Raw genomic sequence first — 24,648 nt, forward strand, 5'->3', positions numbered from 1 at the left:
CTCCAAAGCCAATTCTGCGTACATTTTCTTTAGACGGGCATTTTCCACCTCGATGTCCCGCAATCGTTTCAAATCCGACGGATTTCGCTTTCACCACTGCCCGCACTGCCGGTAAACAGGGGTGAACCGTTTAAGATAATACCAATCCGGCTGCCCTGCCCAGTTTCATTGCTGTTGCGCATTTTGCTAATTAAATGCAATAAAAACAGCAAAGAGCCATCAGACACCCGTGGCAGGCCCGGGCCAAAACGCCCCTCAAAACCCTTTTGCTGGTGCTCGTCTTTGATGTCCTGTTCTATCTTTTTCCAGTCTACCCCAAATGGCGGGTTGGACAGCATGTAGTCAAACTTGTCTGTTGACAGCTGGTCATTGGACAAGGTGTTGCCCAGTTTAATCCGGCTGACTTCCTGGCCTTTAATCAGCATATCCGCCTTACAAATAGCATATGATTCGGGGTTAAGCTCTTGTCCGAAGGCACGCATGACGGCTTTGGGGTTTAATTCATGTACATATTCAGTACCCGCTGAAAGAAAGCCACCCGTACCAGCCGTTGGGTCATAAATGGTGCGGATAATGCCCTCTTTGCTTAAAACCTCATCATCTTCCATAAACACCAGGGCAGTGGTCAGGCGTACGATATCGCGCGGGGTGAAGTGCTCACCAGCGGTTTCGTTGGAGCCTTCCGCAAAACGACGAATCAACTCTTCAAACACCAGACCCATATCGTGATTGGACACGTGTGCGGGGCTAAGGTCGGTATTGGCAAATTTTTGTACGACTTTGTACAAAAGGTTGGCCTCATCTAACAAACCGGCAAATTCAATGAAATTGAAATGTTCAAAAATTTCCCGTGCGTCTTTCGAGAAACTTTGCACGTAGGTGTTTAAATTGGCCTTGATATCGTTTTGCCCCATGGTGCCCAGGCTCATGAGGGAAGTGTTGAAAAAAGACAGGCCGTTGGTGGCACGTATCAAAAATTTTTCCTGAGCCTCTTCCGGCAGGTTTTTTGCTGCTATTTTTTGGTGTTCTGCCAGAACGGCCGGTTTACTGGCTTCCAGCACACATTCCAAACGACGTAACAAGGTAAAGGGCAAAATGATGCGGCCGTACTGGGATTGCTTGAAATCACCACGCAGCAGATCGGCAACCTGCCAGATAAAAGCGGCAAGCTGGGAAAAATTATTGTTTGTCATAGTAGGTTAAGGGCTTTTTGTGTTGGTAGTTATGTTAATAACATTTTGTTATGTTTTGGGAGTACTGGGGGATTTTTTTTAAAATTGTGTTTTTTTCTGTTGGGGTGTGGGGGTTTGTATTGGTATGCATTCACACGCAGGAGCATGGGAGCCGGAAAATGCCTGTGAAAACAGTAACAACTCTCCTGACAAGGATGGATTATGCATCCTCATCATATTTTCATTAATGTGCCGCCAACTTAGATGAACCCCCGGCATTATTGACGGTAAAAGGCTGGATATGCGCCAGCGTATCGTAAAGGGCTTCTCTGGCCAACTCTGTATCGTAATGAGCTTGAAGACCCAGCCAGCTTTGTGCATCAGTATTAAAAAAAGCAGCCAAACGCAATGCTGTGTCAGGTGTAATTGCCCGCTTGCCCTTCACAATTTCATTGATTCTACGGGCAGGCACACCAATTGCTTTGGCCAAAGCATATTGGCTGATTTCCAAGGGTATAAGCCAGTCTTCCAATAAAATTTCACCGGGGTGAACAAGGGGGATTTCTCTGCGTGCCATTGTCTTTTTCCTTTAATGATAATCCACAATTTCAACATGACTGACGTTGCCATTGTTCCATACAAAACAAACCCGCCACTGGTCATTTACACGAATACTGTACTGCCCTTTCCTGTCGCCACTCAATAGCTCTAAATGGTTTGCTGGTGGCGCTCGCAGGAACTGTAAGCTCATTGCTGCGTGAATCTGTTGCAATTTACGCATTGCAACCCGCTCAATATTAACGAAACGCTTGACACGCTTACCGTTAAATAAATCCTCTGTGTCACCGCAAGCAAAATGAGTAATCATAAATATTGATTTTTTATAATAGTAACGCAACGCGTTAATAACATCAACCGTTATTAAAATAAAAGTAAAAAAAGGCCATCATATGTCATACAAACTGTAAAAAACCAAAGATGAGACAATTTTTTCATATGGATTATTTGCATTCCCCCCTGGCAGGATAGTTGTCATCCGCTGAATTAAACCAGACAGGCGGTAAAGGACAGCGTCAGAACAATGGTCAGCCCAAGCCAAGCTGGCGACCGTCATTGAAACAGCAACGCTGTCCGAGGCGAAGCTCAGTGCGTATTGCCGTGAAATAGGGCTTTATCCTGATCAGGTCAAACGCTGGAAAGAAGAGTCCTTACAAGGCTTTGAGCACAGTGCCGTGCGGCACGACAAGCGTCCTACGGCCGTCAAACCGGCACCGGACCACAAGCTCTCACCCCAGGAGCGGACAGATATCGCTAAAATCTAACATTGGTAGAGGTTCCAACTACCTTAACAAACACCGGGATCGTTTCATGATTTCCTCCATCAAAGATGATAATGGCAGAAATCTCTGATTTTGGCTTGTGCCTTTTTAGGGTAAGTTTACGCCTTGCAGCCTTACCTGGATATGGGCCGGCCCTATCTTGTTGGACGGGACGGGCCACTTCGGCTGACGTTGGCAAGGTGATAAAAGACGGGGTTGCTGGTGTCTTTGCCTGCGCCTCTCGTATCCAGCGATGAAGCATGTTGTCATTAATATTGTGTGCCCGGGCAATGGCCGCCACGGAGGTGGCCGAGTCTTGGCACAAGGCAACCAAATGGGCCTTGAATGCTGGGCTGTGAACCCGCCGACGGGGTTGCCGTGCCGGTTCTGCACCAGGTATCTCTGTTAGATAGTCCATACGTGTCCATTTAATGATCGTGGACACGTATACTCTCGCTTAATGGCGTGTTTGAAAAGGTGGTTTTACCGGACATTTACAAAAACTGTCGAACTCGGGCGGTTTGTCTTGTTGTACAACCACCACTTGCCGCAAAAGACACTAGGGCATGAAGCCCCAGTACAAGCACTTGAAAGATGAAAGCATCTGATTTATTCGTCAAGAGCGGCACTTATCCGGAACCAGACACCTAGTTGTTGGTATTAGTGACGGCGACACCCCACTACCCGCTGTGGTCAGTTTAGAGCTGACGCACAGGGACAGTGCCAATTTACACGCCTAGAGAAACCAGCATGCACGAGGTTACGCCCGCTAGTTCAGCAGATCGCCCCATTTATTCTGTAGAGCACGTTCTTCAGCGATGAACTCATCCATCAGGTTGTTGCCCCACTGTTGCGCAAACCCGTTAGCCTCACGCAGTAGCAACAAGATGTCGTCGATTTCGAAGTAGCCGGGTTGTTCGGCTTCGTCCCTGTGATCCAACAAATTCCTGACCGACTCCTTGAGTTGTTGCTTGGTGACCACTTTGGCCATGCCAAATGCCAACCCAATCAGCTCGTCTTGACTGAAATTGCTATGGGGACTGCGCTCCTGATATTTCTCGCCTACCATCACGAGCCCAATCATGAAGAACTTGAGCAGGTCATCCTGCTGGCGGATCGGTTCGGGAATTTTGTGAAACGAAAAGCCGTACATCAAGGCCAGCACAAAGAGAATTTGTGCTTCAATCTTCTCATCCGGGCTGCCTATCAGCTTTTTCGCCTTGGGAATCACAGCACCCAAGTAGTCGATCGGCAACTGCCAAAAATCGACTGAATCCTGGTTGTCACATTGCTCCTGTTTCAGGCCGGCTATGATGGCCAGCATCTTTTCAATCGCCCGTTGCCCTGGTTGCACCACCGGTTCGTCATCCATCAGTAGGCCATCGAGCTCAGTGTGATAATCCGATTTCAATTGCGCCGTCGAAGTAATCTCTTGCAACACCGCGACCTGCTTGGCTTCATCGGTTAGTAGTTTATCAAGAAGCTTGTTGCGGTTGTCGAGAACGAAACGCACAAAGGCGTCTTCCTTTAGGGCCAAGCGCACAACACCAGGTAGTAAGGCGTAGATAACACTACCAAGCCTTTCAATATTGCTGTCATCACGCAAAGCTGCAAGGGATGCATTGCCAGTCTTGTCCATGATGAACGGCAGTATTTGCGATTTGTTGTGCTCGATGGCCTCAGCAACGTAGCCCAATAACTTGTCCTTGACGCTGACTTTTTTCTGAGAATCATCAGGCGTTGCCTCTTCCATCACCGCCAAGGCGAGAACCTCATCGGCAATCGGCTTTACCTGCGCGGGCACTGCTTCGGGCTTGGTGGCGCCCACCTCTAGGGAAAACTGCTCGTCGCCCCGAACCCGCAGCCATTCCTGCAATAGGGAAAAGCAATCGTACAGATCGCCTTGATCCTGCATGCTGAGGACAATCTCCTGACGCTTGTTGAGGAAGAGTTTGCGGCCTTTAAGCTCCAGGGAGTTTATATCGTCGTAGGCATAGACTATGGCATCACTGAAGCTATCGCGGATGGCTAGGTAATCCTGACAGATCAGGCAGCCGTCCTTGCCGCTGGCGAGCATGGTATTGTCAATCAACACAACCACTTCGCTGGGATTTACATTCAGGCCATAGGCAGAAAGGGCATTACTTAAGAGTTTTTTCGGGATATTGGGTACAACATGAATTCGCCTCGAACTTGAAAAGTTTCGAGCCTGCAAAAACCTCAACAACGACATACGCTATATCCCTTTCTATTTTTTCAGCATCGTCACGCCTACGTAGCAAGAATTCCGACTGATACTACCCCTGTTTTGCAGAGTTCTTGATTCCTTGCTTACGTAGCCTTTTTTGTGCTGTGCCATGTGCCGGCGTTGCTCGTATTGTAGACTGAGATAGCCCAAGCTCGAATGCAATCTGCGGTAATTCTAGAAGGCCAGTCAGTTCATGATGACCTGTCTTGCTTGATCACGGGTAGCGAAGCGCCGGTCATGCATGCAATCGGTCTGAATCAACCAGTCTTACCTAGAGAGTTTCCACCTTCACACAACTGCTTCAGCAGCCTCACTAAACGACTACTGTTGGTGAAAAGCAGCTGTTACATTTTATGGGGCAGTTGCTGTGTTTGTCAAGGTAGTTGTCACTGTTTTTCAGGGTTCAACGTCACGGAGCCAATTGGCTGGCAGTTTCTGACCGCCTGAGTTCGACAGTTTGGCTCTAACCATTTGAATTAAATAAACAAATGGCATGCCATTACATTTTTAGATATCTTGACTGAATTCTAGAAACAATTCACAATAAAAGCATTTTCAAAGAAGATAACAGAAAATCAATAAAAAATTAATTTGTAGTGGAGCGTTTTTAAAACGATTCTTTACAAATCAATAGGTTACATTTTTAACTGTCGAACTCGGGAGTATAGGGCGAAGCGTTATTTTTTAACTATCGAATTCGGAGAAAGGAATCACCCATCATGGCCTACAGATGGGTGTAAATAAACTTCAATTGCTTTCCAAAAAGCAAATGGATTCATTATACTCATTTAGAAATGACAGTGATTTTATTTTGTTTGTAGCTCATTGCAATAATAAACACTAATACTACAGAAAAAAATAAGCAGTAAGTATTTTAAATATGAAAAACTGATGCCACCGTCAAATAAAAAATCCGATAGGACGTTGTATTCCAAAATCGGCTTTATTAATAAAATCAACAAATAACCAAAACTTATGGATAAGAATTTTTTTCTGGATTTTCCGAATAAGGAATAGAAAAACAATGCTACAGCAATGCCGGGTATGTAGATGGTTCTAATTTCGTTTACGCTCTGAAAATTTCTGTCTTCATAAATCGAGATCAAGGCTCTTTTTATATTATAATTTTCAAAAAAACTTGCGCCATCAATTGAGAAGAAAAATCCTTTTGCCAAGAAATAAGATATTAATAAAAAAAGGAGGGCGGAAATTTCTGTTCTGTACTCTTTCATTTTGCTTTGATATTTCTAATTAAAGTTGTTTAGAATATTTACTTGGGAAAATTTGTTAGGCAGTTCGTAACCAAAAACAGAGAAAAAAACTCCGATACGTAGTATTTAAAGTAAATAAATACCGCACTTATTGTATCACTAATTTGTGTGATTCATACATAAATTTACCCCAGAAAATTGGACACCCACTCAACTTTTTGGGGTCAGTTCAGGGTATGGGAACGAATAAATTTTCACCACTCATTCAGTCAACTCAAAATACAAGTAGGAGTTTACTGATTTTTTATTGTTTCGATATCACCATACAAACAGAATCACTTGTATAATCAGCATGACGAGCCAAAGGTGCATGAGTCATTCTTATTTTAAAATTAAATTTACTACCTGCTTCAGCACATTTTTTTCTATATTTGATATTAATTCTTCGAGTTTTTCAGATGAGTTTTTTTTGATTTTTTTTATAAACAAAAAATGCGATTATTCCTGATTGAAAACTATTGGTTTTTCCATAATCCAGAGCATGACAAATTATTTTTAAATCGTTTTCCAGGCGAATAGGAGTACTGACAGAATTTTTAACTTCACCTATAAATCGTGGTTTATCTTTATAACTATGAGCAACAAAATCAAAACGGCCATTTCTTCTAATGTCTTTAAGTATAGGGCCAGGTTGTTTAGCACCTGCTTTATCTAAAGTAAGATTAACTGAACACTCCAAATCAACATATAATCTTAGTCCCTTTAACGCATCTGCAATTTTTACTGTCAAAAAATATTCAGGAGCCTGGCAAACATTATAGTCTGAAAGTGAAAGGTAATCTTGATAAGCCTTTTTATACCTTTATGAACAGCTTTTGTAACATCATTCAGAGAGGTTGGTCCATTAGGTTTAATCATAACTATTTTATTATTCTTTTTATTTAAAAAATTGATAAAAATTAATTAAGAAGTAGTTTTATTTTTACTAAATGAATGTAGATACAGCCTGGTGATTTAGCAAACGATTCTAAAAAATATAAAAAGTTTCAAAATGCAACCATGAAAATATGTAAAAAAACGCCAACCCAAAAAACAGAGCTGGCGTTTTCCATACAAAACAGCGAAAACCAACAGGCAGGCAAACCACCACCCGCCTGTTGAGCATTTCAGGCTTAACGCAAAAGCGACAGAACGCCTTGCGGTACTTGGTTGGCTTGAGCCAGAACCGAGGTACCAGCCTGTTGCAGGATCTGAGCGCGAGTCATGTTGGAGACTTCAACTGCGTAGTCAGCGTCTTCAATACGCGAGCGAGCTGCGGACAAGTTGGTGACGGTATTGCTCAGATTAGCGATTGTAGATTCAAAGCGGTTTTGAATCGCACCCAGCTCAGACCGGAGGGAATCCACTTTGGCCAAAGATTTGTCCAACGTGTCCAATGCGTCTACAGTCCGGTCGGTGGTAACAACAAGTGCAGACGCTTCATCAGCCTTCGTACCTGCACCTGCATCATTAAAGGACAAGTCGTAGTACTTACCATCAGCTTCTAGGGTTACATAATCGCCCGTAGCTGTACCGTTTTGATCCAGAATAGCGGAATATGTGGTTCCACCCGTCAGATCGATGGTAGCGCGTCCAGATTGGATATCTCCCCCTGCCACGTCAACATCGTCCGCGTCAACGGCAGTACTGCTGGAGTTCCAAGCCGTAACTGCCAAATCGCCGTCTGCTACTGTGGTAGTGGTCGCACTATAGTAGCCACTCGTGGTTTTTACGACGTAGCCCGAGCCGTCTTTCAAAGCATACAGACCCTCTGCGGCTTCTTCTGAACCGGTATTTCCGTCAGTAGCTATCGTGCGCGAGGTAAATGCGTCGCCGACATTACCTTTAGTAACGGTGGCGAGCTCCGTTTTGTTCTGAACTTGGAAACCATCAAGGCCAAGTGTATTGCTGGTGATTTGCTTCAGCCCGATGCTAATGAGCTCGTTATCATTCGCGCCAACTTGAATCTGTAAGTCGTTGTCGCTAGAAAGCACACGAACACCGTTGAACTGAGTTTGACTGGAGACGCGATCGATCTCGGAAAGACGCTGGTTAATTTCGTCTTGGATCGACTTCAGATCGGAATCCGAGTTCGTGCCGTTCGCTGCTTGTACTGACAGCTCACGAACGCGCTGCAGGTTATTGTTGATTTCGTTCAGTGCGCCTTCGGTCGTCTGAGCGATCGAGATACCATCGTTGGCGTTACGAGCAGCTTGGGCCAGGCCCTTGATGTTGGCGGTGAAGCGGTTGGCAATCGCCTGACCAGCAGCGTCATCTTTGGCGCTGTTAATGCGCAAGCCGGAAGACAGACGCTCAATCGCAGAACCCAAAGCATTTTGGGATTTTGTAAGGTTATTCTGGGAAACAAGAGCCAGATAGTTTGTATTAATTACAGACATGGAACACTCCAAAAAAATAAGATCACTTCAAGAAAAACCAAGTCATTTCACCTTTGTCTTGAAGGCTTACTGCTGGTTTATAGTGTTATTAACGGCCCCTGTTTTTTTTTCTTTAATCTTTTTTTAATTATTTTTTATTTTTTTATTAAAAACTTTCCGGCAACTGATCCCAATACGCTTCTTTCAGCATGCCACGCAATCTCAACACCGCCTGCGAGCGCAGTTGCGATACCCTGCCCTCGGTCAGTTCCAGTACGGCAGCTATTTCTTTCAGGTTCAAGGCCTGTTCAAATATTAAAGACAATACCAGCTGTTCCCTTTCAGGCAGTTTGCCAATGCATTCGGCCAGGGTGTATTTGAATTCTTCATTTAGCAGGGCCGCTTGCGGGTTGTATTCATCGGTTCCCCCCATCAACCTGTCCAGCTGATTGTTTTCCCGTTCGCCTTCGTCGCTGTCAAATCTGAAGTCTTCGTAATGCACCACATGTACCGTGCCCACATCACTCAACTGTTCGCGGTAGGCGTCTACGGTAATACCCAGCTCTTCAGCAATTTCTTCATCACCAGGTTCATAGCCCAGTTTTTTTTGGGCCTGGGCCATGGCTTTCTGGATTTTGCTGTTTTTGCTGCGCAGGGTGCGGGGCAGCCAGTCTTGCCGGCGCAGCTCATCGGTGATGGCACCCCGTATTCTTGTATTGGCATAGCTGGTAAATTGCGCGGCACCGGTGTTTTCAAAACGCTGGGCAGCATCCAGCAGACCAATCATACCCGCCTGGATCAGATCATCCAGTTCTATATTGGCGGGCAGCCGGGCCATCATTTTAAGGGCAATGCTACGCACCAAGGGTGCGTGTTCGCGCAATATCTGCTCTATAGAGGGTCTTGGTAACGTAGCCTTGCTCATGCACAATGAATGTGGTTGGTATACATTTTGTCATTATTAACGATTTTACTTGCATTCAATAGGCAGAACTAGCCCGGGTTTGGCGGGTAATTGCTGCTTTGGAAAGCGGGTTTATCTGTCATTATGACAGGCAGTCTTGTAATTGTTGTCATAATCCAGCGGTTTCTGTTCACCGGTTCTCTTTCTTTAGTTCTGCTGGTCTGGTTTTTAATGTTTATTTAGTAGTAATATTAATTAAAGATTCGCAAAAGTCTGCCGTTAATCTCAATATCCGAAAACAATCCCCCAACACAAAGACACAGTTTATATTATGGCTAACATTTCCAGCATTGGCGTTGGTTCAGGTTTAGATTTATCTACCTTGCTAGATGGCTTTCGCACCAGCGAAGAATCCGTATTAAGCACAATTACCCAGCGTAAAAGTACCGAAAACGCACGCCTGTCTGCTTATGGCCAACTGTCCAGCGCGGTAGAAAAACTGCAAACTGCCGCCAAGGCGTTTGAAGGTGATACGACTTTTGGGCAGTACACGGCCAGCCAAACCGGTGAGAGCTTTAGCGCCAGTGCCAGCAGCTCTGCGGTGGCGGGCAGTTACCGTATTCAGGTTACGTCTTTGGCGTCTACCCAAACGCTTATTGCCAATGGCGTGGCCGACAAAGCCGCCGCGAACGGCACGGGTGGCGTGGTTAAATTTACACTGAAAAATGGCGAAGTAAAAACCCTGGACCTGACCGGCAAAGGCACTTCTCTTGAAGAGATTGCCAAAGCCATTAATGCCGACAAAGAGCTGGGGCTTAGCGCCAGTATCATGAACGATGGCTCTGAGACCCCTTACCGCTTAATGATTAGCACTACCGCTACCGGAACACAAGCATCCATTAGTGAAATTACCGTGGAGGGTAACGATGGTGCGCTGGGCACGTTGCTAAACAAAGCCAGCATGACCGAGCAGGCTGCGTCTGATGCAATTGTTAAAGTAAACGGGATTAAAGTGACCCAGGCCACCAACAGGCTGGAAAACGTCATCCAGGGCGTTACCCTGAATTTAAGTAAGGTAGACACCGAAGCACAAACGCTAACGGTTACGCGCAACGATGACAAAGCCAAAGAAGCCATTAATGAATTCATTACGGCTTATAACAATGTCCAGAAGTTCATTAAAAGCAGCACGGCTTATACCGAAGGGGCCGGTGGCAGCATATTGAACGGCGACAATACGGCCCGTACGGTACAAACCCGTTTAAGCGGCATCATGAGTTTCCAAAGCAGCAATGGCGGTGCGTTTAAAACGCTGTCCGACCTGGGCATCCGCACCCAGGCCGATGGCACTATTAAGCTGGACGATGCTAAATTCAGCAAAGCCCTGGCAGAAAACCGTGACGACATTGCCAAGCTGTTCCAGGACAAAACCAACGGTATTGCCACGTATACACAAGATATTACCAAGGGTCTGATTAACAGTACCAGCGGTATTGTGACCACGGCCAGCAATGGCGCCAAGACACGCATCGAAGACCTGGATTCGCAATATGAGCGCAAGCAGGCTCAAATTGAAGCCACGATGGAACGCTACCGGGCCCAATTTACCGCGCTGGATTCACTGGTTGCAAAAATGAATGGGACGTCGGCCTATTTAAGCCAGCAATTGTCCATGTGGAATACCAGTGGCAGTAAATAATGATTGATTTTTAAGGGTTTATTTCATATTATGATGAACACTACCAACATGGCTAATGGCCAGAACCCTGTTAAGGCTTATGCAAAAGTAGGTCTTGAAACACAGGTACTTACCGCTTCCCCCGAGGAGCTGATCACCATCATGCTGGAAGCCGTTCAGTCTTGCGTTGTAAAAGCCAGGCTGTATTTCCAGAATGGCGATATTGCCAAACGCGGTGAAAATATTTCAAAGGCCATCAGTATTATCGATTCAGGCCTTATTCCCGGTATAGACGAATCTTCCGGCGAGGCGGCCAGGAACATGATTCTCAGCTTCAGATTAATGTCGCAGCAGTTGTTGTTGGCCAGTGTGAACCAAGAGGCATCACACCTGGATACCGTTGAAAAAATGCTTGATGATATTACCAGTGCCTGGAAAACAGCCACCGCTAATAAGCCCCGTAAATAGGGTTGGTTTACTACTATTAGACCAGAAGATATTGAAATGACTTTTTATCCTTCAGAATGCAATAAGGCTAACCCAGCCAATGCCACGGGACCTTTCCCCCCCGAGTGCAATAGCTGCGTTATAGAAGCCTACCAGCAGCTGGTGAACATTACCCGGCAAATGGAAGAGGCAGCCCGGCAGGAAAACTGGGAAGCCACGCTTTCGCTGGGTCAAAGTTATGTACATGAGGTGGAAGTGCTTCGCAACAAGGCCAATCTTCAGCCCAACAACAAGGCAGAAAAGGAAATCTGCTCGCATTTGTTGCGCCAGGTGCTAATGCATGACGCTGCCGTGCGTGATGCGGTTTCTCCTGAAATGAAACGGCTGTCGCAATTGCTGCACACACGCAGCCAGCAAAAGAAAATGGTCAAGGCTTATTCTGGTATGAAGCTGGCGGGGTAGGCATGGCTTATGTCATCAAGCAGCATAAGCACTCTTCTTGTACAACGACTGGAAACCGCGCTCGGTGTGACGTTATCCGCGCAGGGACACCTGCAATCGGCCCGTAGCCGGCAATCGGTCCTGCCCACCAGCTCGGCCGCACGACCCGAGGCACTTGAAAACGCCACCAAGGCACGTTTGCAAACAGGCAACTTCCAGGCGGTGGCACAAAATGTGCAGGCAACGCTGGGGCATCGTACCGCTTTACAGGGCGCCCAAGTTGGCAATGCAAACAATACAGGCAGCCAGCAGGCAATTGGCCAGGCAGGCAGTAATGCAGCAGAAGCCGCAACCCGCACCCCACTGAAGTCCACCTCCACCCGCTGGAGCAATGCCGCAAAAAGCGTTCTTGCCCTGCTTGAGCATATGCCTAAACAGGCTGCGCCATTAAGCAACCCCAACCAGGCACCCATCATCCCCAAAAATCCCAAAGAGTTATTATCTTATCTGTCGCGCCCGGCTGACAGCGCAGCCACGAGTGGAGCGGGTTTGCAGACAAGCGGCGGGGCTTCGTCAGGCGCTGCGGGTGCAGCAGGTGCCCAGGCAACAAGTGCTGGCACGCCGTTAAAAGAAGAAGCAATACGGGCGCTGGGCTCCAGCCTTTTTGCATCCATCATCCGCGAAACCTTAACCCGTGAAATTACCCGGCCAGGTCTGTCGTATGAGGCCACGATATGGCGCCTTTTACGCAGCAACGGTAATTTAAAAGAGCTGGCCAATCACCCCAAGGCGCTGTTGTTAAAAGAACAACAGGCAGAGCAGCAAATCAACCGGCATATCTCCCTGTTCCCGGCCCTTACCCAGGGCAAGGCAGAAGCCGCCCCTCCTGCGCTATCCGGTCCTTTGGCCAGCCTGGTCCAGCAGCAGCTGGAAATGCACCATCAACAACGTATTGTATGGCAGGGTGAAGCCTGGCAAGGGGCTGCCATGAGCTGGGAAATCCAGAAAGACAACCCACAAGCCTTTGCCGCCCAGCAACCGGCCAACCGGCCCGAAGAAGAAAAAAATGATGCCGGTAGTGAAGCGACACACCAGGATAAGGGCGAAGCCCATACCCCTTGGTCAACCACCTTAACGTTAAGTTTGCCCCAGCTTGGAAAAATCCGCATCATGGTGCAGATTATTGACAATCACGTGCAGGCGCAATATCAGGTTATTGACAACCCCAAACTGAAAGACAATCAAAGTACCACATCCCTGCTGTTGCAGCACATGCCCGAATTTACCCGCCGTTTGCAGGCACTGGGCCTGGAAACCCATTCATTTGAGGTATTCACCGACCCGAGTCAATCGCAGTCTGTGATTGAGCAAAAAGAGGAAGCGTGATGAATAAGCCAGGCATACCTGAAACACGTAAAACGGCCGTCACCCTGGCTTACCATGCCACCGACCCGGCACCCAAGGTGGTTGCCAAGGGCATGGGGAATATTGCACAAAGCATTATCGAGCTGGCCAAACAGCACAATATACCCGTACATGAATCACCGGAACTGGTGGCCATGCTGATGCAAGTGGACCTGGACCAGCAAATCCCGCCCGAGCTGTATACCGTCGTGGCTGAGTTGTTGGCATGGATTTATTCACTGGAAGCGGCGCAGGAAAGGTAAATCCACCCCGGTGCTTCACCCCCCCTTGCGCAGGAGGAGCATTGAATTATATCGCCATGCTGGCAATGGTCTGGTAAGCCTGAACCAGTTTATTCCTGACCTGGATCGCACTTTGGAAGCCAATGCTGGCCTTTTGCATGTCTATCATGACATCGTTCAACGATATCCCCGGTTTGCCCATGATGAATTGTTCGGCCTGGGTGTTGGCGGCTTGTTGCGTTGCCGAGATGCTTTTGATGGCGGCATCCAGTTCACTGGCAAAAGAGGCTTTGGTAACACCTGCGGCGGGTGCGTTTAAGGGCTGCATGCTGCCCAATTGCAGGGAAACCTTACCGGCTTTTGCGTCATTGGCCATTGCTTTCATTTGTTGCTGCAATGAATTCATGCCTGAAATGGCTAATGGCGAGATGGCTTGCATAGAAATATCCTGACGTAACACTAAGTGGCAAATAAAACGAATATGCCACATATTACCCCCAGCCCTTTTGTTTCAATAGCCCGAATAAGCCAAAAAACCCCGCTTTAACGCCTGATTGCTTTACACCCGGACAGGTGATAATACCTGTCTGAAAAAGTTTAACTGGATAATTGTCTTTTGTTGTTTCCCATGGTCATTATTGAATTCACAGCATTAACTGCCTTACGGTTTACAGGAAGACCGGCATGAGCGGACTGGATAAGCTTGCTGCCCGCTTCCCTATTGTGGAACGCCTGCTGGTGTTACCGCGCCCGGTATTAATGGGTGCTGCCGCCGGCCTGGTGGCGTTAATCATTGTCAGCCTGCTGTGGATGCGTGGGCCCGACTACAAGGTACTGTTTTCCAACCTGCAAGACAAGGACGGTGGCGCGATTGTATCCGCGCTTGAAAAACTGAACGTACCTTACCAGTTCAATGAAAACGGTTCTGCCATTCTGGTGCCTGCCGACAAAGTGCATGAAACCCGCATGATGCTGGCCGAACAGGGCCTGCCGCAAGGCGGTGGCGTTGGTTTTGAACTCATGGACAACCCCCAGTTCGGGGCCAGCCAGTTTGCCGAACAGGTTACCTACCAGCGCGCGGTTGAAGGCGAGCTGGCCCGTTCTATTGAAGCCATGAATTCGGTGGAAACCGCCCGGGTTCACCTGGCCATTCCCAAGCAAACCCTGTTTGTCCGTGACCGGAAACTGCCCACCGCCTCGGTCCTGGTCACCCTTAGCCCCGGTCGCAGCCTGGGTGACGGGCAAATTGCCGCCATTGCCTGGCTGGTGGCCTCCAGCGTTCCGGGCCTGACGGCCGAAAATGTTTCTATTGTTGATCAAAGCGGTCGCCTGCTGTCATCCAGTGCCGGGCTTGAGGGCATTGGCGCCAACCAGGCACACCTTAAATTTACCGATGAACTGGAACAGCGCTTGACGGCACGCATTATTTCCATCTTGGTACCGGTAGTGGGCCGTGGCAATGTGCATGCCCAGGTAAGTGCCAGCCTGGATTTTGCCCAGCGCGAACAAACCTCCGAGGTGTTTCGCCCCAACCAGAAACCCGATGAAGCTGCCATTCGCAGCGAGCAAACCAACCGCACGGCCCAGTCCGGCATTGGCCAGCCCATGGGCATTCCGGGTGCCCTGTCCAACGAGCCCCCTGCACCACCGGTTGCCCCCATTGAAAACCCGCCAGGCACCAATGCCACGGCAGCTACCGCCACCACGGTGCAGAACCCGGCCAGCCAAACCAATAACGCCACCATCAACTACGAAGTTGACCGCACCATCAGTCACGTCAAGGATTCAGTCGGCACCATTAAACGGCTTTCCGTTGCCGTGGTGGTTAATTTCCGCGAAAACGAAAACGGTGAAGCCACTCCCCTGCCCGAAGACACCATGCAGCAAATCAATGCCCTGGTCAGGGAAGCCGTGGGCTTTTCCGAAGCGCGCGGTGACAGCCTGAATGTGGTCAATAGCGAGTTCACGACCTCAGAACCGCACATGCCGGTGTGGCAAGACCCGCAAATACATGCCCTGGCCAAAACCCTGGGACAATACCTGTTGCTGTTTATCGCCGTCATGCTGATCTGGCTGAAGGCATTCAAACCGCTTATCCGCTCATTGGAAGAACGTAAAAACATGGAGCTGGCTGAGAAAAAACAGGCTGCCTTGCAACAGGCTGAAGCCGAACGCAAAGCCCAGTCCGAAATCCCTGTCAAGCATGATCACTACGAAGACAATCTTAAAGTGGTCATGAAAATTGCAACCGAAGACCCACGTGCCGTGGCAATGGTACTTAGATCCTGGATAAATCAAAACGATGATGACAGCAGAAAATAAAATGGAACGTTGTGCGATCCTGTTGATGTCCATTGGCGAAGAAGCCGCGGCTGAGGTACTGCGCCACATGGGTGCCCACGAGGTTCAGGAGCTGGGCGCCGCCATGATTGGCATGAGAAACATGACGCGCAACAGCGTGAATCAGGTGCTGGAACAGTTCCGCAAGGATGCCGACCAGTTCTTGTCGGTCAACCTGGGCTCCGAGGAATATATCCGCGCCATTCTGAACAAGGCCCTGGGTGCCGATCGGGCCGCAGGCATTCTGGAAGACATTCTTGACCTGACCAAGCAGGAAAACGGCATTGAAGCCCTTAACCAGCTTGAACCGGCCAATATTGCCGAACTGATTGCCGGTGAACACCCGCAGATTATCGCCACGATTCTGGTTCACCTGGATCGCGATTTGGCGGCCGATACCCTGGCACTGCTGACCGAACGGGTACGCAACGATGTGATTATCCGTATCGCCACCTTTGGCGGGGTACAGCCAACCGCGCTGCGCGAACTGACCGATGTACTCAACAGCGTGCTTTCCGGTCAAACCGCCAAACGCAGCAAAATGGGTGGTGTTCGTGCTGCGGCCGAGATCCTCAACACCATGAATGCCGGCCTGGAAACCTCCATGATTACGCACTTGCAAGAGCGTGACGCCGAGCTGGCACAACGCGTTCAGGAAGAAATGTTCACCTTCGAGAACCTGGCCGATCTGGATGATATTACCCTGCAAACCATTATGGCCGAAATTACCGACAATAATATGCTGGTACTGGCCCTGAAAGGCGCCAGTGAGGAAGTTCGTGAGCGCTTCTTCAAGAATATGTCCAACCGTGCGGCACAAATGCTGCGTGACGAGATACAGGATATGAACCGCGTCCGTGCATCGGTGGTTCAGGCCGAACAGCGTGCGATTATCGGTATTGCCCGCCGTCTTGCCGACACGGGCCAGATTTCACTAAGCAAAACCTCTGACGATGATTACGTCTAAGCCCAAACACCTTTCTGATACCCTGGTGCTTGCCGATCCGGTTTTCAAGAAAAATGCGGAACAGCCGCCTATGGACGGCAGCGGCTGGTCACCCTGGAAAATGGAGACGATTGTTGACCCTGAAACGCTTAGAAAGCAGCAGGCGCAACAACAGGCCGAGCCCGACCCGGAACTGGTACGCCAGCAGCAGCTTGAACAAGAGCGCAGAAACACCCTGCAAAAAGCCCAGGAACAGGGCTATGCCACCGGTCACGCCGAAGGATTGGCCGCCGGCAACAAGGAAGGTTACGATGCCGGCTATGAACAGGGCTATACCGAAGGACTGGCAGCGGCTGCCAAATTGACCGCTTCCCAGCAGGCCCGTTTGCTGGCCCTGGCCGAACAGGCCCAACAGCAATATGCCAGCCTGGATGCCAGCATGGGCCAGGCGCTTATTGAACTGGCCACCACCATTGCCCGCCATGTGATTGGGCAAGAGCTGAAACAGCACCCCGAACATTTAATCCCCTTGATCAGGCAAGCCATTACCCAGCCACCGGGCGTGACCCAGGCCATGGAAGTGCAGCTTAACCCCGAGGATTACGAACTGATTGAAAAAAGCGGTCAGCTGCCCCTGCCCGACCATATTCGCCTGAAAGCAGACCCCGGCATTGAACCGGGCGGCTGGTATGTGCAAACCGCCTACGGCGAGATTGATGCCACCTTGCAAACCCGCTGGACACAGGCACTGGCCAGCCTTGGCCTGCCAACCAACCCGGAAAAACAGGAGTAAGCCGTGAACACGCCCACCCCTGCCAAAGCCCCCGTCATTTCTGGTGTTGCCGCCTGGCAAGACCAGCTTAAGCGTGCCGCCAGCCGGGTTGAGGTCAGTCCGCTCCAAACCAGTTCCGGACGCATTATCCGTGCCACCGGCATGGTGCTGGAAGCCAGTGGGCTGGCCTTGCCATTGGGGGCCGCCTGCCGTATTCAAATGGTGGGCAACCAATGGGTCGAGGCCGAAGTGGTGGGTTTTCAGGGGCACACCCTGTTTTTGATGCCTTATGGCAATATTTCCGGCCTGCCGCCCAATGCCCGGGTGGAAGCCGCTGAAGCCCCGTTACCTCCGCGGGTTCCCTTGCAGGCGGATGATGATGCCTATGCCAATTTAAGCAACCAGGGCGGTCACACCCTGCCGGTCGGTTTTTCTTTGCTGGGCCGGGTGGTGGATGGCGCCGGCAAACCGCTGGACGGCCTTGGCCCATTTGAAAATGCCTGGTCGGCACCATTGGCCGCCACGTATATTAATCCACTTGACCGGGCGCCCATTGACACCCCGCTGGACGTCGGCGTGCGCGCCATTAACAGCATGCTAACCGTTGGCCGAGGCCAACGTATGGGGCTGTTTGCCGGCTCCGGGGTAGGTAAATCGGTTTTGCTGGGCATGATGGCCCGCTATACCAAGGCCGATGTGATTGTGGTGGGCCTGATTGGTGAACGTGGCCGGGAAGTGAAAGAATTTATTGAACAAAACCTGGGTGCCGACGGCATGCACCGCTCGGTGGTGGTCGCGGCACCAGCAGATGTATCACCCTTATTGCGCATCCAGGGGTGTGTGTATGCCACCCGGCTGGCTGAGTTTTTCCGGGATCAGGGCAAACATGTCTTGCTGATTATGGATTCCTTAACCCGTTATGCCATGGCCTTGCGTGAAATTGCCCTGGCCATTGGCGAGCCCCCGGCCACCAAAGGTTATCCGCCATCGGTTTTTGCCCGCCTGCCAGCCCTGGTGGAACGGGCCGGCAATGGTAAAAATGTGAATGGAAAAACCACAGGCTCAATTACCGCCTTTTATACCGTCCTTACCGAAGGCGATGACCAGCAGGATCCGATTGCCGACTCTTCACGCGCCATTCTGGACGGCCATGTGGTGCTGTCCCGTTCGCTGGCCGAAACCGGGCATTATCCGGCCATTGATATTGAAGCCTCCATTTCCCGGGTAATGACGGCCGTGGTCAGCAAGGAACATATGCTAATGGCCCGCAAGTTCAAGCAAATGTATTCCATGTACCAGCGCAACCGGGACTTGCTGGCCGTGGGCGCCTATAAAAAAGGCAATGACCCTGAAATTGACACCGCCATCGACCGCTACCCTTTCCTGCGCAAGTTCCTGATGCAGGATATTGATGAAAAGGTTGATATGGAACAAGCGACACGGGAACTTGGCCGTCTGTTTGCAGGACTGACCTTATGAGCCATAATAGCGATTCTTTTGAGACCCTGCATGGACTGGCCGTTCAGAAAATGGACGATCGGGCGCGTGTGGTGGCACAAACCGAAGCCAATATTACCCAGTCCACCAAACAGCTTGAAATGCTTGAGCAATACCGGCTGGATTATATTGCCCGGCTTCAGAACCGCCTGCAGGAAGGCATGAGCTCGGCTCAATGCGTGAATTTCCAGAAGTTCATTTCAACCCTGGAAGAAGCGCTGGGGCAACAACGGGTCATTATTGCGCAGCTTGAAAAACAGGTTGAAAAAGAACGGGAAGCCTGGTTTGAGGCCCGTCGTGAGGTAAACTCCATGCAGGCACTGATAGACCGCAAAAAACAGGAACAGTTGAAAATTGCCAACCGGCAAGAACAGAAAATGAACGACGAGTTTGCCGCACGTGCTTATTTAGCCAGCAGGCGGCAACAGTCAGGTGGTTAACATTTATGGGTATGAGAATGACAACAATCAGTAATAGCCTGGGCACCGGCAAGCTCCTGAAAACGGAAGGGGCTGACAACCATCAGGCGTCCGGCGCCAATAATACCTTTTCAGGCATTCTGGCCATGCAGGCCCCTGCCGCGTCGCAAAGCAAGCCCGCTTCCCCACCGGCAAACACGCAAGGCAATACCCAAAACAGCCAAAGCATCAACCGTACCGCCAGTCAAAACAAGCCGGCTTCAGGCAAGGCCGACAATGGCAAGGCCACCAATCACACGGAAAACACAAGTTCACCCGATAACGAGACAAGCCAGACAGATCAGGTAGCCGCCAGCGACAATACCGCCGATACGGAAAACCGGACAAGGCCGGAACAGGCCCCGGATGCCGCGCCAATCACGAATGAAGTATTGCCAGTCAATGTGCTGGCGGAACACGCCTTTTTTCAGCAAGGCTCCCCTGGGGCAGATGCCCTGACAGGCGACAAGGGCGGCATGCCATCGCTTGAAAATACCCTGTTAAGCCAGCTGATCGAACCTCAAAGAAACCTGGCCAGTCGCCTGTCCGGTAAAAATCCGTTTAACGCCCCCCTGGAAACACAAGCCACCTCGGGCGCTTTGGCACAGTTTGTTAAAAACAAGTTGGCCGGTTCCGGGCAAGAGCAGGCCGATACCTTGCGCAATACTGAAAATACCCGGCTTGACGCTGAACAGCTGGCTGCGCTCGACAAACACAATCTGGCTGGCCGGGTCGTCAACCTGAATGCCACCAAAGAGGCCACCGATCAAGTGCGCGATACCCTGTTTGGCCGCCTGTCCCCCGATACCGTCACCGCCGACCCAACCGACCCTCGAAACCCGGGTTTTAAAACCACCCCCCAACCATTGCTCAACCAGGCTGTAAATACCCTGTCTGAAGCTGCTGCCGCCAATATCAACGCCAATGCAAGCCAGGCCATTAGCGCCACGGCGGCCAACACGCCGGCGCAGGCTCCCGCCAGCCCGCTTATTTCCATTGGCACCTCTTTTTACCATCCGGGCTGGTCTCAGGCCATGGCCCAGCAACTGGCTACCCAGGCCAGCCTGTTTTTCAGGCAGCAGGCCAATGGTACGCACATTGCCCAAATGCGACTGGATCCACCCGAGCTGGGCCCTATTAAAGTGTCCATCAGCATCCAGGATGGCGTGGCCCAGGCCGCTTTTGTGGCCAGCAACGCCGCGGTTCGCCAGGCACTGGAAAATTCACTGGCCGATTTGCACCAGGCCCTGCAGGAAAAAGGGCTTTCCCTGGGACAGGCCCATGTCGACCAGCAAGACCGGCAGGACAGTTTCTTCATGGAAGACAATAAGACGGCAGGTGCCACCAGGCACCTTGAAGGCGGCACCGGCATCCTGTCTGATGCTGGCGAATCCGTAACCACGCAACCACGCCAACATGACGGACTGATCAAGACATTTGCCTGATTGGTTCATTTGCCTGGTAAAATCTGACGGCCAAGCCTTGGCCCGATTTTGGCATAATCCGTCAAATGGTCTATAAAGGGAGAAAACCCCCTTTATTCCAGGCAATGGCTTGATGATTTATGGGCGATAATATACGCTGATCCTGGTGTTATTTTAGATTTGGTAATGGCCTTTCATGAGCAAAGAGACAAATAATTCAAGCCCGAAGTCGGGTTCTTTTTTCAAGACATTCATCATCATCATTCTATGCCTTGGCATAGGGGGTGCAGCCATGTGGTATTACATGGGCAAAATGATGCCCGTCCAGCCAACACAAGGCCAGCAGGTTGCTCAGCCTGTTGCCGCCCCGCACGTTCCCATGGTTAGTAGCAGCCCCATTTTCCTGGAACTGGATCCGTTTACCGTCACCCTTAACCGCAACGGGTTTTCACGGGTGCTGTATGTGGGCTTTACCCTGCGCTTTGAAGACCAGGCCAGCATGGAGCGGGTAACCAAGTATCTGCCTGAAGCCCGCAGTCGCATCCTCATCGAGCTGTCTTCCCTGAACCCTGAAACCATTCATGACAAAGCAACTCCCGACCAGATTAAAGAGGCGGTCAAACGTGTATTGCTGCCCGCCTTCTATCCAGAGGCGTATACTCAGCACATTACCGATGTATTGTTTACCAATTTTGTTGTGCAATAAAAATGGCTTATGATACGTTTTTATCTCAAAACGAGGTAGATTCCCTTTTTGCAGAAATAGAAGGTACACCAACGCCCAAGATCGAGGTTGAAGAGCCGGTGTACCCCGATGGCGTTCGCCCTTATGACCTGTCGTCACCTGAACGGGTCATTCGCAAGCGAATGCAAACCTTCGAGCTGATTAATGAACGATTTGCCCGCAACCTGCGGGCCGTTTTGCTTAGTTTCATGCGACGCAATGCCGATATTTCGGTATTGCCCATTAAAATCCAGACATTTGCCGAATTTGAACGCAATCTGCCCGTGCCCAGCAACCTGAACATGGTCAGGCTCGAACCCCTGCGCGGCCTGTCCCTGTTCTGCTTTGACCCCACCCTGGTTTTCCTGATTATCGAAACCCTGTTTGGTGGACAGATAAAACAAAACACCCGGGTGGAAGGCCGCGACTTCACCGCGACCGAACAACGCATCATTCATCGTCTGCTCATGCATACCCTGGAAAGCTATGTGCATGCATGGAAGCCGGTTTATCCCATCAAATACCACTACTTGCGCTCTGAAATGCACACCAAGTTTGCCAATATTGCCAGTGGCAACGAAGTCGTGGTGGTTACCCCCATTCGCATCGAATTTGGCACCATTGGTGGTTTGCTGAATGTCTGCCTGCCCTATTCCATGATCGAACCCCTGAAGGACTTGTTAACCGAGCCTTTTCAGGATGAGAGCGTCAAGGGTAATGAAAACAAATGGCTGCGCCAGCTGTCGGGCCAGGTACCCGAGACCGAAGTAGAGCTGGTGGCCAACTTCACCACTGCCGAATGTACGCTGGAACAATTAATGGCACTGAAAGAAGGCAGCGTTTTGCCCATCAGGTTGCCCACCGAGATAGAAGCCACTGTTGATGGCATTCCGGTTATCAGTGCCAAATACGGCACCTATAACAAACACTATGCACTAAGCGTGATCAAGCGTCTTGAACTGCCAACTTTTGACACACCCGAAGAACCCAAAGTGGTAATTGAAGACACGACCACCATTGATGATGAAATTTTACTTGATGATCATGAGCTGAGCGCTGCTCCTCTTAACGCTGAAAAACCTATTTAAACTGAAAAAACCATGAGCAATACTACTCCACCTGATGATATTAACCAGGACGACCTGGCCAGTGAATGGGAAAAAGCCATGGCCGAACAGGCCAGTGCAACGGCAAGCCAAACACACGACTCCATTTTCGAGTCGTTTGATCCTGCCCCACCAGCCGAAGAAATCCACCCCGATTTTTCATTTATCAAGGATATTCCGGTTCAGCTTAGCGTTGAATTGGGCCGTGCCCGTTTGCCCATCAAGGACATTCTGAAACTGGGGCAGGGTTCGGTGGTTGAGCTTAGCGCCCAGGCCGGCGAACCCATGGACGTCCTGATCAACGGCATGCTTATTGCCCAAGGTGAAATTGTAAGCGTGAACGGCAATTATGGCGTTCGTCTAACCGATATCATCACTCCGGCAGAACGTCTGAACCGCCTGAACCGCCCTTTCAACCGCCGTTAAACTGCGGTTAGCCAGAATTAAGGGATAACGATGGATCAACTGGCCATTATCCGGGTTTTTGCCGCGCTTGGGCTGGTACTGTTCTGTATTATCCTGTTTGGCATGGTGGCCCGCAAAACCGGGCTCTTGGGAAAAATAAGACGAAATTCCGCCTTGCCGGTTATTTCCCGCACACCGTTGGGACCACGAACAGAGGTGGTGGTGGTGCAAGCCGGTAACGAGCAACTGGTGCTGGGTGTGACTGCCCAGCAAATCAATCTGTTGCATAAGATGCCAGCCCCTGAAACCCCACCTGAAAACGAGACGCATGACAGCGATACGACTGGCCATTCATCATCCGCCAAAGTGCCAGCCACGTCCGCTTCCCCTGAAGGAAAAATGACTTTTCGTGATACCCTGAAGCGGCATTTACCCATTAAAATGCTGCTGGTTTGCCTGTTGCCCGCCTTATTGTTAATGGCCGATCCGGCATTTGCCCAGGTGGCCATGCCGGCCTTAACCAGCGCCAGCAACCCCGACGGCTCGCAAACCTATTCACTTAGCATGCAAACCCTGCTTTTGCTAACCGGCTTAAGCTTTTTGCCTGCCGTCATTTTAATGATGACCGGTTTTACCCGCATCGTGATTGTGCTGGGTTTGTTGCGCAATGCACTGGGCACCGGTGCTTCCCCGCCCAATAGTGTGATTATCGGGCTATCCCTGTTCCTGACTTTTTTTGTGATGTCACCGGTGCTGGACCAGATTGCCGAAGATGCCTATGCTCCCCTGAATGCCGGCCAGATTACCTTTGAGCAGGCTGTTGAACGGGCCTCCCGCCCCATCCATGCCTTCATGATTGGACAAACCCGGGAAAGCGATCTGGCGCTGTTTGCCGATATGGCCAATATTAATGAATTTGAAAGTCCCGAAGCCGTACCGATGCGTATTTTAATTCCGGCCTTCGTGACCAGTGAACTGAAAACCGCTTTCCAGATCGGATTTACGATTTTCATCCCGTTTTTGATTATCGACCTGGTGATTGCCAGCGTCTTGATGTCTTTGGGTATGATGATGGTGCCACCGGTTACTATTTCCCTGCCGTTCAAACTCATGCTGTTTGTATTGGCTGATGGCTGGCATTTGCTGTTGGGCTCCCTGGCGCGCAGCTTTTACCAATAATCACGGCCCGTACCTGTTTACAAGGAATTTGCATGACTTCAGAATCCATCATGTCAATGACGTATATCGCCTTACGTCTGGCTTTTTCGCTGGCAGCCCCCCTGCTGATTACCACGCTGGTGGTGGGTCTGGTTATTGCCATTTTCCAGGCGGCAACGCAAATCAACGAAATGACGCTGTCTTTCATTCCCAAAATTCTGGCCGTAGGTGCTGTCCTGGTGCTATTGGGGCCCTGGATGATCGGTTCGCTTACTGATTACATTCGCGAACTGTTTGTGTCCATCCCCAACCTGGCACAATAAACCGGCCTGGCT

Annotated in this window: 25 protein-coding genes and 3 pseudogenes; 17 read left to right on the forward strand and 11 right to left on the reverse strand. The window is 50.1% G+C overall.

Translation table 11 applies throughout. The annotated features are described in order from the left end of the window. Positions 1-74: 74 nt before the first annotated feature. The 3 genes and pseudogenes from HCX92_RS10245 to HCX92_RS10255 all read right to left on the reverse strand — a co-directional run. Positions 75-1,193, reverse strand: a pseudogene (locus tag HCX92_RS10245) (N-6 DNA methylase); the annotation flags it as partial. A gap of 223 nt (positions 1,194-1,416) precedes the next feature. After that, a complete protein-coding gene (locus tag HCX92_RS10250) occupies positions 1,417-1,749 on the reverse strand; it encodes a HigA family addiction module antitoxin (RefSeq protein ID WP_169294872.1) in 333 nt (110 codons plus the stop codon). A 12-nt stretch (positions 1,750-1,761) separates the two neighbouring features. Then, on the reverse strand, positions 1,762-2,040 hold the full coding sequence (locus HCX92_RS10255; RefSeq protein WP_169294873.1) for a type II toxin-antitoxin system RelE/ParE family toxin: 279 nt from the start codon (positions 2,038-2,040) through the stop codon (positions 1,762-1,764). Between the two features lie 208 nt (positions 2,041-2,248). Here HCX92_RS10255 and HCX92_RS15075 point away from each other — a divergent pair. Then, a pseudogene (locus HCX92_RS15075) lies at positions 2,249-2,372 on the forward strand (transposase); the annotation flags it as partial. A 111-nt stretch (positions 2,373-2,483) separates the two neighbouring features. On the opposite strand, the gene HCX92_RS15080 reads toward HCX92_RS15075, so the two are convergent. From HCX92_RS15080 to HCX92_RS10285, 7 genes and pseudogenes are all read right to left on the reverse strand, one after another. After that, positions 2,484-2,909 carry a transposase gene (locus tag HCX92_RS15080; RefSeq protein ID WP_169294874.1) on the reverse strand — a complete coding sequence of 142 codons (426 nt, stop codon included), beginning with the start codon at positions 2,907-2,909 and terminating at the stop codon, positions 2,484-2,486. A gap of 351 nt (positions 2,910-3,260) precedes the next feature. Next, positions 3,261-4,724 carry a hypothetical protein gene (locus HCX92_RS10265; RefSeq protein ID WP_169294875.1) on the reverse strand — a complete coding sequence of 488 codons (1,464 nt, stop codon included), beginning with the start codon at positions 4,722-4,724 and terminating at the stop codon, positions 3,261-3,263. A 108-nt stretch (positions 4,725-4,832) separates the two neighbouring features. Further along, a pseudogene (locus HCX92_RS15085) lies at positions 4,833-4,973 on the reverse strand (IS3 family transposase); the annotation flags it as partial. 572 nt (positions 4,974-5,545) lie between these two features. Beyond that, positions 5,546-5,971, reverse strand: a complete 426-nt coding sequence (locus tag HCX92_RS10270) for a hypothetical protein (RefSeq protein WP_169294876.1) — start codon at positions 5,969-5,971, stop codon at positions 5,546-5,548. 433 nt (positions 5,972-6,404) lie between these two features. Then, complete coding sequence (locus HCX92_RS10275) at positions 6,405-6,740, reverse strand: hypothetical protein (protein ID WP_169294877.1); 336 nt, start codon at positions 6,738-6,740, stop codon at positions 6,405-6,407. A 382-nt stretch (positions 6,741-7,122) separates the two neighbouring features. Continuing rightward, positions 7,123-8,388, reverse strand: a complete 1,266-nt coding sequence (locus HCX92_RS10280) for a FliC/FljB family flagellin (RefSeq protein ID WP_169294878.1) — start codon at positions 8,386-8,388, stop codon at positions 7,123-7,125. A 145-nt stretch (positions 8,389-8,533) separates the two neighbouring features. Beyond that, entirely contained in the window at positions 8,534-9,292 is a 759-nt protein-coding gene (locus HCX92_RS10285) for an RNA polymerase sigma factor FliA (protein WP_169294879.1), read from the reverse strand. Between the two features lie 310 nt (positions 9,293-9,602). On the opposite strand from HCX92_RS10285, the gene fliD reads away from it, so the two are divergent. Genes fliD through HCX92_RS10310 form a run of 5 tightly spaced genes read left to right on the forward strand, consistent with a single transcriptional unit; the run spans position 9,603 to position 13,504 of the window. After that, entirely contained in the window at positions 9,603-10,970 is a 1,368-nt protein-coding gene (gene fliD, locus HCX92_RS10290; protein ID WP_169294880.1) for a flagellar filament capping protein FliD, read from the forward strand. A 30-nt stretch (positions 10,971-11,000) separates the two neighbouring features. After that, positions 11,001-11,417 carry a flagellar export chaperone FliS gene (fliS, locus tag HCX92_RS10295; RefSeq protein ID WP_169294881.1) on the forward strand — a complete coding sequence of 139 codons (417 nt, stop codon included), beginning with the start codon at positions 11,001-11,003 and terminating at the stop codon, positions 11,415-11,417. A 36-nt stretch (positions 11,418-11,453) separates the two neighbouring features. After that, positions 11,454-11,858 carry a flagellar protein FliT gene (locus HCX92_RS10300; protein WP_169294882.1) on the forward strand — a complete coding sequence of 135 codons (405 nt, stop codon included), beginning with the start codon at positions 11,454-11,456 and terminating at the stop codon, positions 11,856-11,858. A gap of 9 nt (positions 11,859-11,867) precedes the next feature. Then, entirely contained in the window at positions 11,868-13,223 is a 1,356-nt protein-coding gene (locus HCX92_RS10305) for a flagellar hook-length control protein FliK (RefSeq protein WP_169294883.1), read from the forward strand. After that, positions 13,223-13,504 (forward strand): EscU/YscU/HrcU family type III secretion system export apparatus switch protein, encoded by a 282-nt coding sequence (locus HCX92_RS10310; protein WP_169294884.1) that lies wholly within the window; start codon positions 13,223-13,225, stop codon positions 13,502-13,504. The genes HCX92_RS10305 and HCX92_RS10310 overlap by 1 nt, the downstream gene beginning before the upstream one ends. 46 nt (positions 13,505-13,550) lie before the next feature. Here HCX92_RS10310 and fliE read toward each other — a convergent pair whose 3' ends face one another. Beyond that, positions 13,551-13,913, reverse strand: a complete 363-nt coding sequence (fliE, locus tag HCX92_RS10315; RefSeq protein ID WP_371808416.1) for a flagellar hook-basal body complex protein FliE — start codon at positions 13,911-13,913, stop codon at positions 13,551-13,553. Positions 13,914-14,167: 254 nt separating this feature from the next. Here fliE and fliF point away from each other — a divergent pair, with 254 nt between their 5' ends. The 11 genes from fliF to fliQ all read left to right on the forward strand — a co-directional run bounded on the left by fliF (position 14,168) and on the right by fliQ (position 24,636). Continuing rightward, a complete protein-coding gene (gene fliF / locus HCX92_RS10320; RefSeq protein WP_169294886.1) occupies positions 14,168-15,805 on the forward strand; it encodes a flagellar basal-body MS-ring/collar protein FliF in 1,638 nt (545 codons plus the stop codon). Then, the gene (fliG, locus tag HCX92_RS10325) at positions 15,786-16,790 is read left to right on the forward strand and encodes a flagellar motor switch protein FliG (RefSeq protein ID WP_169294887.1); all 1,005 of its coding nucleotides are present in this window, start codon (positions 15,786-15,788) and stop codon (positions 16,788-16,790) included. The genes fliF and fliG overlap by 20 nt, the downstream gene beginning before the upstream one ends. Further along, the gene (locus HCX92_RS10330; protein ID WP_169294888.1) at positions 16,777-17,562 is read left to right on the forward strand and encodes a flagellar assembly protein FliH; all 786 of its coding nucleotides are present in this window, start codon (positions 16,777-16,779) and stop codon (positions 17,560-17,562) included. The genes fliG and HCX92_RS10330 overlap by 14 nt, the downstream gene beginning before the upstream one ends. Positions 17,563-17,565: 3 nt before the next feature. Further along, entirely contained in the window at positions 17,566-19,020 is a 1,455-nt protein-coding gene (fliI, locus tag HCX92_RS10335; protein WP_371808412.1) for a flagellar protein export ATPase FliI, read from the forward strand. After that, positions 19,017-19,478: a flagellar export protein FliJ gene (gene fliJ, locus HCX92_RS10340; RefSeq protein WP_169294889.1), complete on the forward strand. Its 462-nt coding sequence runs from the start codon at positions 19,017-19,019 to the stop codon at positions 19,476-19,478. The genes fliI and fliJ overlap by 4 nt, the downstream gene beginning before the upstream one ends. A 17-nt stretch (positions 19,479-19,495) precedes the next feature. Beyond that, positions 19,496-20,941, forward strand: coding sequence for a flagellar hook-length control protein FliK (locus tag HCX92_RS10345; RefSeq protein ID WP_248290045.1), 1,446 nt, complete (start codon positions 19,496-19,498; stop codon positions 20,939-20,941). 175 nt (positions 20,942-21,116) lie between these two features. Further along, on the forward strand, positions 21,117-21,626 hold the full coding sequence (locus HCX92_RS10350) for a flagellar basal body-associated FliL family protein (protein WP_169294890.1): 510 nt from the start codon (positions 21,117-21,119) through the stop codon (positions 21,624-21,626). 2 nt (positions 21,627-21,628) lie between these two features. Next, on the forward strand, positions 21,629-22,732 hold the full coding sequence (gene fliM / locus HCX92_RS10355; RefSeq protein WP_169294891.1) for a flagellar motor switch protein FliM: 1,104 nt from the start codon (positions 21,629-21,631) through the stop codon (positions 22,730-22,732). Positions 22,733-22,744: 12 nt separating this feature from the next. Then, positions 22,745-23,176: a flagellar motor switch protein FliN gene (fliN, locus tag HCX92_RS10360; protein ID WP_169294892.1), complete on the forward strand. Its 432-nt coding sequence runs from the start codon at positions 22,745-22,747 to the stop codon at positions 23,174-23,176. Positions 23,177-23,278: 102 nt separating this feature from the next. Beyond that, a complete protein-coding gene (gene fliP, locus HCX92_RS14995; RefSeq protein ID WP_371808417.1) occupies positions 23,279-24,334 on the forward strand; it encodes a flagellar type III secretion system pore protein FliP in 1,056 nt (351 codons plus the stop codon). 32 nt (positions 24,335-24,366) lie between these two features. Then, positions 24,367-24,636, forward strand: a complete 270-nt coding sequence (gene fliQ, locus HCX92_RS10370) for a flagellar biosynthesis protein FliQ (protein ID WP_169294894.1) — start codon at positions 24,367-24,369, stop codon at positions 24,634-24,636. Positions 24,637-24,648: the final 12 nt, after the last annotated feature.

The sequence above is a fragment of the Advenella sp. EE-W14 genome (assembly GCF_012923605.1).
Lineage (GTDB): Bacteria > Pseudomonadota > Gammaproteobacteria > Burkholderiales > Burkholderiaceae_B > Advenella > Advenella alkanexedens.